This window comes from Mycolicibacterium chengduense (genome assembly GCF_033741155.1).
GTDB lineage: Bacteria > Actinomycetota > Actinomycetes > Mycobacteriales > Mycobacteriaceae > Mycobacterium.
On the sequence record NZ_JAWQNH010000003.1, the window covers coordinates 59,501 to 76,002 of the forward strand.

Below are 16,502 nucleotides of genomic sequence, written 5' to 3' on the forward strand. Positions count from 1 at the left end.
GGCGTGGGCGAGACCGAGCGTCTGCCGGACAGGCCGGGGTCCGACGATCCCGGCCGGGGCCGCAGGCTCGGTATCGACGTCGGCACGGTACGGATCGGGGTGGCCGGCTGCGACCCGGACGGGATTCTGGCCACACCGGTGGAGACGGTCCGTCGCGAGCGCGACGGCCGTCATCTGCGGAGGCTGGTGAGGCTTGTCGCCGAACACGAGGTCGTCGAGGTCGTGGTCGGGTTGCCGCGTACCCTCGCCGACCGGGCCGGCACCTCGGCGCACGACGCCGTCGAGCTGGCCGATACCCTGGCCGCCAAGATCGCGCCGATACCGGTGCGCCTTGTCGATGAGCGGCTGACCACCGTGAGCGCGCAACGTGCGCTGCGGGATGCAGGTGTCCGAGCCAAGAACCAGCGGACTATGGTCGATCAGGTTGCGGCAGTAGGGATTCTGCAGACCTGGTTGGACCAGCGCCGGTCCGCGCTAGGGGTTGACGATGACTGAGCGCTGGAGTTCCGAGCGGAGCGAGAAATGGAGCACCGAGCGGAATGAGCCGGTCGCGGTCGGACCGCCGCGGCGCCGGATGAGCCGGGCCGCGCGGGCCCGGGCCCGCCGGATGCAGCGCCGCAGGCGGTTGTTCAGCGCGCTGGCGGTGGCCGTTCTGGTCGCGGTGGTGCTGGGCGTCGTGTTCCTCGGCTCCAGGTTGTGGCACGGGATGTTCGGTGGCAACGACTTCGCCGGTGACGGCACCGCCGACGTGGTCATCGAGGTGCACAGCGGGGATTCCACCACCGCGATCGGCCAGACACTGCAGCAAGAGAACGTGGTGTCCTCGGCGAAGGCGTTCGTCGAGGCGGCCACGGGCAACGACGCCATCGCGGCGATCCAGCCCGGTTTCTACAAGTTGCGCACCGAGATCCCCGCATCCGGCGCGGTGACCCGGCTGGCCGACCCGAAGAACCGGGTGGGGCAGCTGGTCATCCCCGAGGGCCGCCAACTCGACGACGTCGCCGACGTGAAAACCAACGCGGTGACCGACGGCGTCTTCACGCTCATCTCGAAGGCCTCCTGCGTGGACATCAACGGGGAGCACCGCTGCGTGCCCGCCGAGGACCTCAAGAAGGCCGCCGGCTCGGCGGACCTGACCGCGCTGGCGGTCCCGGCCTGGGCCACCGCGCCGGTGACGGCGATGGGGGCGGATCACCGCCGACTGGAGGGGTTGATCGCCCCGGGCAGCTGGAACGTCAACCCGTCGGGGTCGGCGCAGGACATCCTGGGCAGCCTGATCAGGGCCAGCGCGGCGCAGTACGAGGCCAACGGCCTGCTGGACGCGGCCGCCACCACGCACCTGACGCCCTACCAGATCCTGGTGGTGGCCTCGTTGGTGCAGCGCGAGGCCAAACCTCAGGACTTCGCCAAGGTCGCCAGGGTGATCTACAACCGGCTCGCCGAGCATCGCAAACTGGAGTTCGACTCGACGGTCAACTACTCGTTGGACCGCCAAGAGGTGGCGACCACCGACGCCGACCGGGCCCGGGTGACGCCGTGGAACACCTATGCCTCCGAAGGCCTTCCGGCCACCCCCATCTGCTCACCGGGTCAGCCGGCGCTGGCGGCAGCCGAGAACCCGGCGCCGGGGGACTGGCTGTACTTCGTGACCATCGACCTGCAGGGCACCACGCTGTTCACCCGCGATTACGAGCAGCACCTGGCGAATATCGAGCTGGCCAAGCACAACGGGGTTCTGGATAGTGCCAGATAGGCGGCCCGGCCGGAAGGCCGCCGTGCTCGGCTCGCCGATCAGCCACTCGCGCTCGCCCGACCTGCACCTGGCGGCCTACCGCGCGCTCGGCCTGACCGACTGGACCTACGAGCGCATCGAGTGCACGGCCGAACAACTGCCCGGCCTGGTCGGTGGGCTCGGCCCGCAGTGGGTGGGGTTGTCGGTGACCATGCCGGGCAAGTTCGCCGCGCTGGCGGTGGCCACCGAACGGACCGACCGCGCCGCGCTGGTCGGCTCGGCGAACACCCTGGTGCGCACCGACACCGGCTGGCGCGCGGACAACACCGATATCGACGGGGTGGTCGGGGCCCTCGCTGCGCATGTCGACGACCCGCGGCGGGCCGCCGTACTCGGTTCGGGCGGCACCGCCCCGGCGGCGGTGGTCGGCCTGGCGACCCTCGGTGTCGGCGAGATCGCCGTCGTCGCCCGCAATCCGGAGAAGGCGGCGCCGTTGGTGGCCCTGGCCGAACCGCTCGGGGTGACCGTGCGCTGGATGCCGCTCGGCACCCGGGTCGACGCGGATGTGGTGGTCAGCACCCTGCCCGCCGGTGTCGCCGCCGAGTACGCGTCGACCGTCGCCGGGGTGCCCGTGCTGCTGGACGCCATCTACGACCCGTGGCCCACGCCGCTGGCGGCCGCCGTGACCGTGGCCGGTGGCCTGGTGCTCAGCGGTCTGCACATGCTGCTGAACCAGGCCTTCGCCCAGGTGGAGCAGTTCACCGGGCGGCCCGCGCCCAAAGAGGTGATGAGGCAGGCACTCGGCGGGCTTTAGCCTCGAGGAGTGGCGCTGCTGGTGTCCGGATGCCTGACGGCGGCATGGCTGATCGCGTTGAGCGCCTTCGATATTCGCTACCGTCGGCTGCCCAATGTGCTGACGCTGTCCGGGGCCGCCGTGGTGTTGGGTGCGGCGGTGGTGGCCGGGCGGGGCTGGCCCGCATTGGCGGGCGCTGCCGCGCTGATGGCGGTGTATCTGCTGGTGCACCTGATCGCGCCGGCCGGCCTGGGGGCCGGTGACGTGAAACTGGCGATCGGGCTGGGTGGTCTGGCCGGGGCCTTCGGTGCCGACGTGTGGACGCTGGCCGCTGCGGGAGCCCCGATGCTCACCGGACTCGTGGCACTGACCGCGTTGGCCGCGGGCCATCGCGGTGCGGTGCCGCACGGTCCGTCGATGTGTGCGGCCACGGCCGCGGCCGTGACGCTGGTGCTCGTGTAGGCCCGAATGAGCCGACCGTGCTGCTGCAGTGGAGTACACCGGTCGACGGATTGGGTCGCCCGGATGCCCGCATGGGAGAATGACACCCGTGTTGCGTTGGACTACCGCTGGTGAATCTCATGGCCGCGCCCTGGTGGCGATGGTCGAAGGCATGGTTGCGGGGCTGTCCGTCACCTCCGACGATATCGCCGCCCAGCTGCAGCGGCGCCGCCTCGGCTACGGCCGCGGCGCCCGGATGAAATTCGAGAAGGACCAGGTCACCGTGCTGGCCGGGGTGCGCCACGGCGTCACCCTCGGCGGACCCATCGCCATCGAGATCGGCAACACGGAGTGGCCCAAGTGGGAGACGGTGATGGCCGCCGACCCGGTGCCGGCCGAACAGCTCGACAATGATGCCGCCCGCAACGCGCCCCTGACCCGGCCACGGCCCGGCCATGCCGACTACGCAGGGATGCTCAAGTACGGCTTCGACGACGCCCGCCCGGTGCTGGAGCGCGCCAGCGCCCGCGAGACCGCCGCGCGCGTCGCCGCGGGCACGGTGGCCCGCGCCTTCCTGCGGCAGGCCCTCGGCGTCGAGGTCATCTCACACGTCGTCTCCATCGGCGCCTCCAAGCCGTACGACGGTGTCCCCCCGCTGCCGCAGGACCTGGACCGCATCGACGCCAGCCCGGTCCGTGCCTTCGACGAACAGGCCGAGCAGGCCATGATCGCCGAGATCGAGGCGGCCAAGAAGGACGGCGACACCCTCGGCGGCGTGGTCGAGGTGGTGGTCACCGGCCTGCCGATCGGACTGGGTTCGTTCACCAGCGGCGACAACCGGCTCGACAGCCAACTGGCCGCTGCGGTGATGGGTATCCAGGCGATCAAGGGTGTCGAGATCGGTGACGGCTTCGAGACCGCGCGCCGGCGCGGCAGCGTCGCCCACGACGAGATGTACCCCGGACCCGACGGCGTGCTGCGTTCGACCAACCGCGCGGGCGGCCTGGAAGGCGGGATGACCAACGGTCAGGCGCTGCGGGTGCGGGCGGCGATGAAACCCATCTCCACGGTGCCGCGGGCGCTCGCGACCGTCGACATGGCCACCGGGGACGAAGCGGTGGCCATCCACCAGCGCTCCGATGTGTGCGCCGTGCCCGCCGCCGGCGTGGTCGTGGAGACCATGGTCGCGCTGGTGCTGGCGCGGGCCGCGCTGGAGAAGTTCGGCGGCGACTCGTTGGCCGAGACCAAGGCCAACGTCGAGAGCTACCTGGCCGCGGTGCGGGAGCGTGAACCGGTCCAGCAGGCCTCGGGATAACCCATGGCGCCCAAGGCTGTGCTGGTGGGGATGCCGGGTTCCGGTAAATCCACGATCGGGCGGCGCCTGGCCAAGGCGCTGGGTGTGCCGTTGCTGGACACCGACGCCAAGATCGTGGAGACCACCGGACGCAGCATCGCCGAGATCTTCACCGAAGGCGAAGAGGAGTTCCGCCGCATCGAGGCCGATGTGGTGCGCGCCGCCCTGGCCGAGCACGAGGGTGTGGTATCGCTCGGCGGCGGCGCCATCACCACGCCTGCGGTGCGCGAGGCGCTGGCCGGGCACACCGTCATCTATCTGGAAATCAGTGCCGCAGAAGGGGTTCGGCGTACCACCGGCAGTGCGCGCCCGCTGCTGGCCGGTGACGACCCGGCGGAGCGGTACCGCACCCTGATGGCCCAGCGGGTACCGCTGTACCGCGAGGTGGCCACCATGCGGGTCAACACCAACCGGCGTAACCCGGGCGCCGTCGTGCGGCATATCGTCACCCGGCTGGACGGCTGCGGGCAGGGGCACCGATCGCGGCGCCGGCGCCGCCCGCCGTGGCGGCGGCCCACCATCTTGAACCCGGCACCCACCACCGACGCGCCGCCCACCCCGGCGGCGCTGGCCCGACGAGCAGAGGCGCGCAATGAGTGAACCGGTAACCGTTGAGGTTCTCGTGGACCGGCCGTACCCGGTGATCATCGGCACCGGGTTGCTGGAGGACCTCGGCCGCGTTCTGGAGGGCCGGCACAAGGTCGCGGTGCTGCACCAACCCACCCTCACCCAGACCGCCGAGGCGATCCGGGCGCACTTGCAGGACAAGGGAACCGACGCGCATCGCGTGGAGATCCCGGATGCCGAGGCCGGTAAGGAGCTGCCCGTCGTCGGCTTCATCTGGGAGGTGCTCGGCCGGATCGGGGTGGGACGTAAGGATGCCCTGGTGAGCCTGGGCGGCGGCGCGGCGACCGACGTCGCCGGATTCGCCGCGGCCACCTGGTTACGCGGCGTGGACATCGTGCACGTGCCCACCACCCTGCTCGGCATGGTGGATGCGGCCGTCGGCGGCAAGACCGGCATCAACACCGACGCGGGCAAGAACCTGGTCGGCGCCTTCCATCAACCGCTGGCTGTGCTGGTGGACCTGGCCACCCTGCAGACGTTGCCGCGCAACGAGATCGTGGCCGGCATGGCCGAGATCGTGAAGGCCGGCTTCATCGCCGACCCCGTCATCCTCGACCTCATCGAGGCCGATCCGGAGGCCGCCATCGACCCGGCCGGGACGGTGCTGCCCGAGCTGATCCGGCGCGCGATCACGGTCAAGGCCGAGGTGGTGGCCGCCGACGAGAAGGAGTCGGCGCTGCGCGAGATCCTCAACTACGGGCACACGTTGGCGCATGCCATCGAACGCCGCGAGCGGTACAAGTGGCGGCATGGCGCCGCGGTCTCGGTGGGGCTGATCTTTGCCGCCGAACTGGGGCGCCTGGCCGGTCGCCTCGATGACGACACCGCCGACCGGCACCGCCGGGTGTTGACGGCGCTGGGGCTGCCGGTGAGCTATGACCCCGATGCGCTGCCACAACTGCTGGAGTACATGGCCGGGGACAAGAAGAACCGATCGGGCATCCTGCGGTTCGTCGTGCTCGACGGGCTGGCCAAGCCCGGCCGGTTGGAAGGTCCCGACCCCACCCTGCTGGCCGCCGCCTATTCGGTGGTGGGAAACCCGTAACCGCTACTCGGCAGACCTATTCGGCGCGCTCGGGCTGCACGGCGGCGAAGACATCGGTGTCCGCGCGTTCGTCGCCCTCGCGGCGGCGCTCGTACGGCGGCGCCTTGCGATCGACCGTCCAGCGGCCGATGGTCACCGCCACGACACCGGCGACGAAGACCAGCAGCGCGGTGAACGCTGCGAACGAGGTGAGCTCACTGATCAGGTTGCCGGTGTACACCGCCGGGTAGACGAGCCCGATGAACCAGGTGACCAGGTCGCCGAGCAACCCGGCGACCAGACCGGCCAGCAGCCACACCATCGCGAGATCGGTGCGCCGGTCCGGATCGGACTGGGCGGTGGCATCCGACCGGCCGTCCAGATAGCCCCACACGAGCACGGGCACGGCCAGGAACAGGCCCAGCGCCGGGCTGATCCAGCCGGCCTGCGTCGGGAAGGCGTCGACCAGCGCTCCCTGGATCAACCGCAGGACCACCACCACCGCCGCAAACACGAGTCCGCGCAGCAACCACTTGCTCATGAGGGCACAGCGTAGCGAGTACCGTCAGCGGTCGTGACGATATCTGCCCGCCGAGTAAAGCTGAGAGCGGCGCTGGCCGCAGCCGACCTGGATGCGATGCTGGTAACGGACCTGGTCAACGTGCGCTACCTGTCCGGTTTCACCGGATCGAACGCCGCGCTGCTGATCCTGGCGAACGACGACACGCCGGTGCTGGCCACCGACGGCCGCTATGTCACCCAGGCCGCCGCCCAGGCGCCCGACGCAGAACTCGTCATCGAGCGCGCCTGCGGACCGCACCTGGCCGCCCGAGCCGCCGGCGCGGGCATCCGCCGGCTCGGATTCGAGAGTCATGTCGTGACCGTCGACGGCCACACCCGGTTGCAGCGGGCGGCCGACGGGGTCGAGCTGGTCCGGGCGCCGGGCATGGTCGAGGGATTACGCGAAGTCAAGGATGCCGGCGAGATCGCCCTGCTGCGGTTGGCCTGCGAGGCCGCCGACGCGGCCCTGCGCGACCTGGTCGAGGGGGGTGGGCTACGGGCCGGACGTACCGAGAAGGAGGTCGGCCGCGAGCTGGAGTCGTTGATGCTCGACCACGACGCCGACGGAGCGTCCTTCGAGACCATCGTCGCCGCCGGCGCCAATTCGGCAATCCCGCATCACCGCCCGACCGACGCGGTCCTGGCGCCGGGCGATTTCGTGAAGATCGACTTCGGCGCGTTGGTGGCGGGCTACCACTCGGATATGACCCGCACCTTCGTGCTGGCGCCGCTGGCGACCTGGCAGCGGGACATCTACGACCTGGTGGCCACCGCGCAGCAGGCCGGGCGGGACGCGCTGGCCCCCGGTGCCGGACTCAAGGACGTCGACGCGGCATCACGGCAGGTCATCGCCGATGCCGGCTACGCGGAGAACTTCGGCCACGGGCTGGGACACGGGGTCGGATTGCAGATCCACGAAGCGCCGGGAATCAGCGCGTCGTCCGTCGGTACACTGCTTGCTGGCGCTGCGGTGACCGTGGAGCCCGGTGTCTACCTGCCCGGCCGGGGCGGTGTCCGAATCGAGGACACCCTGGTCGTGGGCAGCGCGGACGCACCCACACCCGAGTTGCTCACCCGGTTCCCCAAGGAACTTGTCGTCATCAACTGATCTAGGAGCTGTACAGACCGTGGCATCAACCGCCGACTTCAAGAACGGACTCGTCCTCAACATCGAGGGCCAGTTGTGGCAGATCACCGAATTCCAGCACGTCAAGCCAGGTAAGGGCCCGGCGTTCGTGCGCACCAAGCTCAAGAACGTACTGACCGGCAAGGTCGTGGACAAGACCTTCAACGCCGGTGTGAAGGTGGAGACGGCGACCGTCGACCGGCGCGACGCCACCTACCTCTACCGCGACGGTGCCGACTTCGTCTTCATGGATTCCGAGGACTACGAGCAGCACCCGCTGCCCGAGGCGCTGGTCGGCCGGTTGGCCGGCTTCCTGCTCGAGGGCATGGTGGTGCAGATCGCCTTCCACGAGGGCGTGCCGCTGTACCTGGAACTGCCGGTCACCGTCGAACTGGTCGTCACCCACACCGAGCCCGGTCTGCAGGGGGACCGTTCCAGCGCCGGTACCAAGCCCGCCACCGTGGAGACCGGCGCCGAACTTCAGGTGCCGCTGTTCATCAATACCGGCGACAAGTTGAAGGTCGATTCGCGCGACGGCAGCTACCTGGGACGGGTGAACGCCTAGCTATGAGTGATCTGGGCGAGCGGAGCGCAGCGGAGCGACGGGGTGAGTGACCGTCGCGGGGACCGCGGCAGGCATCAGGCCCGCAAGCGCGCCGTCGACCTGCTGTTCGAGGCCGAGGCGCGCAGTATCACGGCCGCCGAGGTGGCCGACGGTCGTAACAAGCTGTCCCACACCCAGGCCGATATCACCGCGCTGAACCCGTACACGGTGACGGTGGCGCGCGGCGTCACCGAACATGCCGCGCATATCGACGAGCTGATCTCTGCACATCTGCAGGGCTGGACGCTGGACCGGTTGCCCGCCGTGGACCGGGCGATCCTGCGGGTGGCGGTGTGGGAGTTGCTGCACGCCGACGACGTGCCCGAACCCGTCGCCGTCGACGAGGCCGTCGAGCTGGCCAAGGAGTTGTCCACCGATGAGTCGCCGGGGTTCGTCAACGGTGTGCTTGGTCAGGTGATGCTGGTGACGCCGCAGATCCGGGCCGCTGCCGCGGCGCTGCGAGGTTCGGAAGGGACCTGATGAACGCACCTCAGGACTGGGCGCCGTACATGAACGTCAAGGACGCCGCCGGGGTGTACCTGCGTGACCCTGAGCTGGCGTTGGAACAGCTGAGGTCGGTCGTCGAATTTCCCGGTATCGCGTCGTTCATCATGTCGCGCGGCGAGACCGAGGAGTCCTGGGGTTCGGCGCTGTGGCAGGAGGTCGTCGCCACCGACGGGCGCCGGCTGATCATGTGGCGTGCCGACGACGAGTACGCCGACGACCGCCGTCAGCTGGCGTCCTCGGTGCGGACCATCCTGCTGTCGACGATCACCGATCACATCCTGTCCACCCAGTTCGAGGTGCTCGACGACGGCACACGGCGGCTGTCGGAGGTCCGGCTGCGGATGTACACCCAGCTAGTGACCCGGTCCAGGAAGACCTCGGCCACCGACAGCGACCTGTACTGCGAGTCGTTCCGCTACACCAAGTCCGTCGGCAACGGCGGGCTGGCGCAGATGGAACGGCTGCTGCAGTTCGGCCGGGTGCTGTCGCGCTCGATGTGAGATGTGCGGGCCTATGCGCGTCGCGCCCTGGACGTGGTGCGCGCCTGACCGCAGTTGGGGGTACATGCCAGTTGCCCGGCTCTGAGCGACTTTTCAGCGACAACGTGCCAATTCCCGTGGGGCGCAGAAATACCGGGCCTTGTTGTCGGTGCTGCGGGCTAGGGTGAACGTATGTTCGATCCGGCTTCCCTCGGTGATGCGGAGCTGATCGATGCGTTGCGGGACAAGACCCGCGAGGAGGCGGTGGCCGCCGCCGAACGGCTGGCCCTGATCGCCGCCATCGTCGCCCGCCACTGCGATGACGAGGATGACGGTATCGCCCATGCCGTGATCGACGGGTGGGAGTACGCCACCGCCGACGTCTGCGCGGCGTGCGGATTGACCAAGCAGGCCGCGGCCGGGCAGATGCGCATCGCGATCGCCTTGCGGGACCGGTTACCGAAAGTCGGGGCGTTGCTGGCTGCCGGCGAGATCTCGGCGAGAATCGCCGCGGCGATCACCTGGCGCACCCGCCTGGTGATCCACGACGACGCGCTGGCTCTCATCGACGCCGCCCTGGCCGGCATCGCGCCCACTCTGGGAGCGTTGTCGCAGAAGAACCTCGAGGACAGCGTCGACGTGTGGATCGAGAAGTTCGATCCCACCGCGGTGTCGGGCGCCCGCAGTGCCGCCCAGTCGCGCTATCTGGAGTTCGGCGGCGCCGAAGACCCCACCGGCACCACAGGAGTGTTCGGGCGGCTGCTGGCCACCGACGCCGCCATCCTGAAGGCCCGGCTCGCCGCGATTGCTGCCACCGTGTGCGAGGCCGATCCGCGTACGAAGGCCCAGCGCCTGGCTGATGCGCTGGGCGTGCTGGCCGCCGACCCGCACGCCGACCGGTTGCCCTGTCTGTGCGGGGACGCGAACTGTGCCGCAGCGGGTAAGGATCCGCGCGCGGCATCGGTCATCGTGCACGTGCTCACCGACGCACCGCCGGATGCGAGCACGGATCGCGGCCCGGCCGAACCGGAGCCTCGACCCGACCCGGCGCCCGACCTGGGGTCGGACGGCGAGAATCCCGATCCGCCTGCAGCGGTCCCCTCGGATCCCGAACGGCGAACCCCTTCGTACGGCGTGGCCGCGGCCACCGGCTCCCCGGCTGTGCTGCTCGGTGGTGGCGTGGTGCCCGCGCCGTTGGTGAGCGACCTGGTCGCCGCCGGCGCTCGCGTCACAACCGTCAGCGGTGTAGCCGATCTCCTCGCCGAACCCGGCTACCGGCCGTCGGCGAGACTCACCACCTGGGTCCGCACCCGAGACCTGGTGTGCAGCTTCCCGGGCTGTAACCATCCGGCCCACCGCTGCGACCTCGACCACTGTGTGCCCTGGCCAGCCGGCGCCACCCACCCCGGCAACCTCTCGGCCAAATGCCGCACCCACCACCTGCTCAAGACCTTCGGCGGCTGGGACGATTGCCAACATCCGGACGGCACACATACCTGGATCAGCCCCACCGGCCACAGCTATCAGACCGTTCCGTTGAGCCGAATCCTGTTTCCCGACAGACCTCTTGACACTGCGCCGCCACCACCACCGGCGCCGGTCGTCACCACCGGCGACCGTGGACTGGCCATGCCGCGGCGCCGGCGCACCCGCGCGCAGGCTCACACCGCGCGGATCAAGGCCGCACGCCGCCGTAACGAGCACGAGAACGCCCAACCACCGCCGTTCTGACGGAGTCGGTCACCGGCGAGGGTAGTGCGGTAGCGCGATGGCGTCCGCGGTGGTGAACCACTTGCGCTCGGCGATCGGGCGAAACGGCCAGCGCTGCATCCACTTCATCACCTGCGCGGTCACGGCGATATCGCCGTTGGTCTTCGGCAGATAGCCGTCGATCCCGTTGGCCAAGGTCTGGCAGCGCTCGACATACGGACGCAGCACCGTCTCATACCGGGTCAGGGCATCCGGAAGTGCTTCGGCGGCAAAGGATTCCGCGGGTCCCAGCTCGCCGGCCAGCACATACGCCCCGACCAGGGCCAGGCTGGTCCCCATCCCGGACAGCGGTGACGCGCAGTACCCGGCGTCACCGACCAGCGCGACGTTCCCACGGGTGAACGAGTCCATGTGCACCTGCAAGAACGCGTCGAAATGGAAATCGTCAGCCGCGGCCGCGGCGGCCAGAAGCTGCGGGCAGTGCCATCGCGCATCGGCGAAATGCCTTCTCAGAAAATCGATCTGGGCGCCGGTGTCCCGCCGGTCGTAGTCGACGGGATCGGACCGGAACGCCAAGCCGGCCTTGGCCACCGCCGGGTCGTGCGACGGCCGCATCGAGGCGTTCAAGCCGGGCTCCTGATACAGCAGGAACCAGCCGTCCAGTCCGGCGGTGTCCGGCGCGCTGAACCACGCGTTGTACCCGCCCAGCAGGGTGGTGAACTGGTCCTCGGGTCCGAACACCAGGCGCCGCACGGCCGAATGCGGTCCATCGGCGCCGACGATCAGGTCGGCGGTCACGGTGCTGCCGTCGCTGAGCGTGACGGTCGCACCGTCGATCGCCGAGATCGTGGTGCCGAACCGGTATTCGGTATTCGCCTCGGTGGCCCGATACAGCACCTCGACAAGGTCGCCGCGCAGGATCTCCAGCTTGGAGACCAGTCCGTTGCCGTGGAATGCCGTCACCGGCATCTCGGCCCGGCGCGAACCGTCGGCACGCACCCAGGCCGCCCCGCGCTGGTCCAGCGCCTTGGCCGTCACCGCGTCCAGCAGGCCCATCTTGGCGGTCACGTCGTGGCCCGCGCCCCGCAGGTCGACGGTCTGCCCGCCGGACCGGATGCCGGGTGCCGTCTCCACCACCACGACTCGGTACCCGGCGGGGGACAGCCAGTGTGCCAACGCGGGGCCGGCGATGCCGGCCCCGCTGATCAGCACCGTCGTCACAACCCCAGTTCCTGGTAGGTCCGGCGGACGAACTTCGGTTGGGCCGATTGCAGTTTCGCGATCGACGTATTGCCGCGCACAGCTTCGGCGTCGGCGCTCAGATCGGGGTAGTTCTGGATCAGGTACAGCAGGATCACGTCATTGGCCGGATCGGCCTGCCACCAGGTGCCGAACGCCCCCGGCCAGCCGAAGGTGCCCAGGCCGCCCGGGCCGAAGAACTGCCGGGACTGGTCCGGATCGGTCACCACCGACATGCTCAGCCCGAACCCGCGGCCGATCCAGAACGGGCCGCCGAGGAAGTTCTGTTGCTTCTGCTCGGCGGTCAGCCGGTCGGTGCGCATCAGCCGCACCGACTCCTCCGACAGCACCCGAACACCGCCGACGGCACCGCCACCCAACAGCATCCGGGCGAACTGCAGATAGTCGTCGGCCGTGGACATCAGCCCGGCCCCGCCGGCGCAGAACTCGGGCGGGGTGAGTGCCGGTGGGCCCATCACGTCGTCGCGGAGGCCCCCTTCTGTCAGGGCGTACATGGTGGCCATGCGTCGACGCTGCACCAACGTCAGCGCAAAACCGGTGTCGCGCATGCCCAACGGCTCGAAGATCCGCTCCGAGAGCAACTGGTGCAACGGCTTTCCGGCCATCCGGGCGATGGCGATGCCCAGCACGTCGGTCCCGTGACTGTAGGTGACCCTCTCACCGGGCTGGTGGGCCAGCGGAAGCTGGGCCAGTTCGGCCAGCCAGCGATCCTCGTTCTGCCGGTGCGACAACCGCGAATAGGCACGCGCCAGCGGGCCGGTCACCGAGAACGGGTAGGCGAGACCCGACCGGTGGGTCATCAGGTCCTCGAAAGTGATGGGCCGGCGCAAGGGCACCGTCACATCCACCGGTCCACCGGGCTGGGCCAGCACCCGCACCCCGGCGAGTTCGGGAATCCACGGCGCGATCTCGTCGCGCAGCGCGAACGTGCCGTCGTCCACCAGGGTCATCGCGGCCGCGACGGTCACCGGCTTGCTCATCGACGCGATCCGGAACACCGTGTCGCGCTGCATCGGCAGGCCGGCCGCCACGTCCCGGTGGCCCAGCTCGTTGACCTGGACCACCTCGCCGGCGTGCCAGACCAGGGTGACCGCCCCGGCCAGCAACCCGGAATCGATGGCTTCGGTGATGGAGGCGCGGTTCGCGTCGAGACTCACCCGCGTCACGATACTGACGTTGCGGGTGGAAGCGGTCCCGACCGGGTCAACCGGCCGCGTTGGCGGCCGCGGCCGCGCGGGCGAGTTCGGCCAACAGCGGCGGTACGTCGGCCCGGTCCACGACCACCTCGATGACGGCCATCCGGTGTCGGTTCTCGGCCGCCGCGGCCAGGGCGGCGTCCAGTTCGCCGACCGTGCGGGCGTGTGCGGTCAACGCGTCGGGTACACCGAGGGCCGCCGGAAGCTCCTGCCAGCGCCACGGGACGATGTCGTTGTAGTAGGCCGTGGGGCCGTGGATGGCCCGCTCCACCGTGTAGCCGTCGTTGTTGACGACGATGATCACCGGCGCGATGCCCTCGCGCGCCATCACCCCGATCTCCTGCACCGTCAGTTGGGCTGCGCCGTCGCCGATGAGGAGCACGATCCGTCGGTCCCGATGTGCCAGCGCCGCGCCGAGGGCGGCGGGCAGGGTGTAGCCGATCGAGCCCCACAGTGGTTGCCCGATGAACGTCACCCCGGCGGGCAGGCGGTGCGCGGCCATTCCGTAGAACGACGTGCCCTGGTCGGCCAGCACGACATTGCCTGGGGTCAACGCGTCAGAAACCCTGTCCCACAACATCTTCTGGGTCAGGGCGGTGTCCGGTGCCGGGTCGGCGTCGCGTACCGGTGGGGCGGGATCGGCCACGGCGGGGGAGCTGACACCCCGGTCGGCGAGGATTCCCGTCAGCGCCTCGAGCGCAGCGTCGATATCGATCGGGGCAAAGACCTGTCCGGCGACCGTGGCCTGTACCGGCCCCACGTCGATGGTGCGGGCCGGGTCGATCTGCTGGGAGAAGAAACCGCTGACCATATCGGTGAATTGCACGCCGGCGGTCACCAGCACCGGCGCCTCCTCGACGGCGCGGCGCACCGGCTCGGCGCTGGCCGCCCCGGCGTAGATGCCCAGGTAGTTGGGCGAGCTCTCGTCCAGCAGGCTCTTACCCCACATCAGCGTCGCGTAGGGCACGGTGTCGGCGGCCAGCAGGTCGGCCAGTTTGTCCACCGCACCGAGCCGGTGCACCAGCAGGTCGGCCAGCACCGTGACCTGATGCTCGCCGATGAGCCGCCGGGCCGCGGCGGTGAACAGGTCAAGGGCCCGCGGGCTGGTGCCTGCGCCGTAGGCCGGTAACGGTGCCGACGGCGGATCGACCGGGAAGCGGGCCACGTCGGTGGCCAGCAGCAGATATCCGGGCCGTTTCTGTTCGCGCACCTCCGAGAGCACCCGGTCGATCTCCCTGGTCGCGGTCGCCGGGATCAGACTGGCCTGGGCGCAGGTGATTTCCCGGGCCATCCGGAAGAAATGCTCGAAATCGCCGTCGCCGAGGGAGTGGTGGACCACTCGGCGGGCGGCCTGGGCGTCCTTGGATGGTGCGCCCACGATGTGCACCACCGGCACGTGCTCGGCGAAACTGCCGGCGACGGCGTTCGCCGCCGACAGCTCACCGACGCCGAAAGTCGTGACCAGCGCGGCGATTCCCCGTAGGCGGCCGTAGCCGTCGGCGGAGTAGCCGGCGTTGAGCTCGTTCGCCCCGCCCACCCAGCGGACCGTGTCGTGCGCGAGCACGTGGTCCAGGAACTCCAGATTGAAATCCCCTGGCACCCCGAACACCTCGGTCGCACCCAGCTCGGCCAGCCGGTCCAGCAGATAATCGCCCACGGTGTAGTCGGTATCGGTCATCAGCCGAGCCTACGCACGGGTGCATACTTTCTCGGGTGACCACAGCCGCGCAGGCTCCGATGAAGAAGGTGGCCTTCGCCAGCTTCGTCGGCACCGCCATCGAGTTCTACGACTTCTACATCTACGGCACGGCCGCCGCGCTGGTGTTCCCGAAGATCTTCTTCCCCAACCTGAGTCCGACGATGGGGACCATCTCGTCGCTGGCCACCTTCGCGGCCGCGTTCCTGTCCCGCCCGGTGGGTGCTGCGGTGTTCGGGCACTTCGGTGATCGGCTGGGACGGAAGAAGACCCTGATCGCCACCCTGCTGATCATGGGCGTCTCCACCTTCGCCGTCGGGCTGGTGCCCAGCGCGGCATCGATCGGGGTGCTGGCGCCCGTCATCCTGCTCACCCTGCGGTTGTGCCAGGGGTTCGCGGTCGGCGGGGAGTGGGCGGGGTCGGCGCTGTTGTCGGCCGAGTACGCCCCGAGTGCGCAGCGCGGCAAATACGGCATGTTCACCCAGCTGGGCGCCGGTGCCGGGTTGGCCACCAGCAACCTGGTGTTCCTCCTCGCCAACGTGACCATCGGGGAGAAGAGCCCGGTGTTCCTGGAGTGGGGCTGGCGGGTGCCGTTCCTGGTGAGCGGGCTGCTGGTGATCGTCGCCCTGTACGTACGACTGAGCATCGACGAGACCCCGGTGTTCACCGAGGAGCAGCGCCGCAACGCCGTCCCGCGGGCACCGCTGACCGAGCTGGTGCGCAGCCAGACCCCGCAGGTGCTGCTCGCCGCGGGCTGCATGGTCGGCATCTTCACCATGAGCTTCTTGGGCGGCACCTACCTACTCAGTTACGCCGCCACCAAGATCGGCCATCCGCGCACCCTCATCCTGACCGTCGGGGTGCTGGCCGGTGTCGCGTTGATGACGTTCACCGCCATCTCAGCGGTGCTGTGCGACCGGTACGGGCGGCGCCGGATCATCCTGGCCGGATTCGTCGTCGCGCTGCCGTGGGCCTTTCTGGTGATGCCGATGATCGACACCGGTTCGCCGTGGTTGTTCGCGTTGGCCATCGGCGGCATGTTCTGCATCTTCGGCACGTCCTACGGACCCATCGCCTCGTTCCTGCCCGAGATCTTCGCCACCCGCTACCGCTACACCGGCGCCGGGTTGGCCTTCAACCTGGCCGGCATCGTCGGTGGCGCGGTGCCGCCACTGATCGCCGGAGTGCTGGTCAGCGACTTCGGCAGCTGGTCGGTGGGCGCGCTGATGGCGGTCTTCGTGGTGGTCAGCATCGCCTCGACCGTGGCGCTGCCCGAGACGAAGGGCACACCACTGGCCGACGACCCGGCCGAGGTGGCCTGCTAAGCTACCCGGCAGTTCGACGTCCTTTAACGATCCGTCCCGAGAGGCGGAGAAGGAGGTCCGGGTTAAT

At 69.7% G+C, this 16,502-nt stretch carries 17 protein-coding genes; 13 read left to right on the plus strand and 4 right to left on the minus strand.

Annotated elements, in window-relative coordinates:
• Positions 1 to 3: 3 nt before the first annotated feature.
• The 7 genes from ruvX to aroB all read left to right on the plus strand — a co-directional run bounded on the left by ruvX (position 4) and on the right by aroB (position 5,992).
• On the plus strand, positions 4 to 495 hold the full coding sequence (ruvX, locus tag SBI67_RS10725) for a Holliday junction resolvase RuvX (protein ID WP_318980556.1): 492 nt from the start codon (positions 4 to 6) through the stop codon (positions 493 to 495).
• Positions 488 to 1,753, plus strand: coding sequence for an endolytic transglycosylase MltG (gene mltG, locus SBI67_RS10730; protein ID WP_318980557.1), 1,266 nt, complete (start codon positions 488 to 490; stop codon positions 1,751 to 1,753). The genes ruvX and mltG overlap by 8 nt, the downstream gene beginning before the upstream one ends.
• Complete coding sequence (locus SBI67_RS10735; RefSeq protein WP_318980558.1) at positions 1,743 to 2,546, plus strand: shikimate dehydrogenase; 804 nt, start codon at positions 1,743 to 1,745, stop codon at positions 2,544 to 2,546. Before mltG ends, SBI67_RS10735 begins: the two co-directional genes overlap by 11 nt.
• Before the next feature lie 9 nt (positions 2,547 to 2,555).
• Positions 2,556 to 2,987 (plus strand): prepilin peptidase, encoded by a 432-nt coding sequence (locus SBI67_RS10740; RefSeq protein WP_318980559.1) that lies wholly within the window; start codon positions 2,556 to 2,558, stop codon positions 2,985 to 2,987.
• Positions 2,988 to 3,075: 88 nt separating this feature from the next.
• Positions 3,076 to 4,281: a chorismate synthase gene (gene aroC / locus SBI67_RS10745; protein WP_318980560.1), complete on the plus strand. Its 1,206-nt coding sequence runs from the start codon at positions 3,076 to 3,078 to the stop codon at positions 4,279 to 4,281.
• A gap of 3 nt (positions 4,282 to 4,284) precedes the next feature.
• Positions 4,285 to 4,920 carry a shikimate kinase gene (locus tag SBI67_RS10750; protein ID WP_318980561.1) on the plus strand — a complete coding sequence of 212 codons (636 nt, stop codon included), beginning with the start codon at positions 4,285 to 4,287 and terminating at the stop codon, positions 4,918 to 4,920.
• Positions 4,913 to 5,992, plus strand: coding sequence for a 3-dehydroquinate synthase (aroB, locus tag SBI67_RS10755; RefSeq protein ID WP_318980562.1), 1,080 nt, complete (start codon positions 4,913 to 4,915; stop codon positions 5,990 to 5,992). The genes SBI67_RS10750 and aroB overlap by 8 nt, the downstream gene beginning before the upstream one ends.
• Positions 5,993 to 6,008: 16 nt before the next feature.
• Here the strand turns inward: aroB and SBI67_RS10760 are convergent, their stop codons facing one another.
• Complete coding sequence (locus tag SBI67_RS10760; RefSeq protein WP_318980563.1) at positions 6,009 to 6,512, minus strand: B-4DMT family transporter; 504 nt, start codon at positions 6,510 to 6,512, stop codon at positions 6,009 to 6,011.
• 33 nt (positions 6,513 to 6,545) lie between these two features.
• Between SBI67_RS10760 and SBI67_RS10765 the strand changes: the two genes are divergently transcribed.
• The 5 genes from SBI67_RS10765 (at position 6,546) to SBI67_RS10785 (ending at position 10,979) form a co-directional block, all read left to right on the plus strand.
• Entirely contained in the window at positions 6,546 to 7,640 is a 1,095-nt protein-coding gene (locus tag SBI67_RS10765) for an aminopeptidase P family protein (protein ID WP_318980564.1), read from the plus strand.
• A 19-nt stretch (positions 7,641 to 7,659) separates the two neighbouring features.
• Complete coding sequence (gene efp / locus SBI67_RS10770) at positions 7,660 to 8,223, plus strand: elongation factor P (protein ID WP_266046330.1); 564 nt, start codon at positions 7,660 to 7,662, stop codon at positions 8,221 to 8,223.
• A 42-nt stretch (positions 8,224 to 8,265) separates the two neighbouring features.
• Entirely contained in the window at positions 8,266 to 8,742 is a 477-nt protein-coding gene (gene nusB, locus SBI67_RS10775; RefSeq protein WP_024452858.1) for a transcription antitermination factor NusB, read from the plus strand.
• Complete coding sequence (locus SBI67_RS10780; RefSeq protein WP_024452857.1) at positions 8,742 to 9,269, plus strand: hypothetical protein; 528 nt, start codon at positions 8,742 to 8,744, stop codon at positions 9,267 to 9,269. Before nusB ends, SBI67_RS10780 begins: the two co-directional genes overlap by 1 nt.
• Before the next feature lie 171 nt (positions 9,270 to 9,440).
• Complete coding sequence (locus SBI67_RS10785) at positions 9,441 to 10,979, plus strand: HNH endonuclease signature motif containing protein (RefSeq protein WP_318980565.1); 1,539 nt, start codon at positions 9,441 to 9,443, stop codon at positions 10,977 to 10,979.
• Between the two features lie 9 nt (positions 10,980 to 10,988).
• On the opposite strand, the gene SBI67_RS10790 is transcribed toward SBI67_RS10785, so the two are convergent.
• The 3 genes from SBI67_RS10790 to SBI67_RS10800 are packed head-to-tail and all read right to left on the minus strand — an operon-like array spanning position 10,989 to position 15,092.
• On the minus strand, positions 10,989 to 12,179 hold the full coding sequence (locus SBI67_RS10790; protein WP_318980566.1) for an FAD-dependent monooxygenase: 1,191 nt from the start codon (positions 12,177 to 12,179) through the stop codon (positions 10,989 to 10,991).
• The gene (locus SBI67_RS10795) at positions 12,176 to 13,375 is read right to left on the minus strand and encodes a serine hydrolase domain-containing protein (protein WP_318980567.1); all 1,200 of its coding nucleotides are present in this window, start codon (positions 13,373 to 13,375) and stop codon (positions 12,176 to 12,178) included. The genes SBI67_RS10790 and SBI67_RS10795 overlap by 4 nt, the downstream gene beginning before the upstream one ends.
• Before the next feature lie 46 nt (positions 13,376 to 13,421).
• Complete coding sequence (locus SBI67_RS10800) at positions 13,422 to 15,092, minus strand: alpha-keto acid decarboxylase family protein (protein ID WP_318980568.1); 1,671 nt, start codon at positions 15,090 to 15,092, stop codon at positions 13,422 to 13,424.
• Between the two features lie 59 nt (positions 15,093 to 15,151).
• Between SBI67_RS10800 and SBI67_RS10805 the strand changes: the two genes are divergently transcribed.
• The gene (locus SBI67_RS10805) at positions 15,152 to 16,435 is read left to right on the plus strand and encodes an MFS transporter (RefSeq protein WP_318981306.1); all 1,284 of its coding nucleotides are present in this window, start codon (positions 15,152 to 15,154) and stop codon (positions 16,433 to 16,435) included.
• The last annotated feature ends 67 nt before the right edge of the window (positions 16,436 to 16,502 follow it).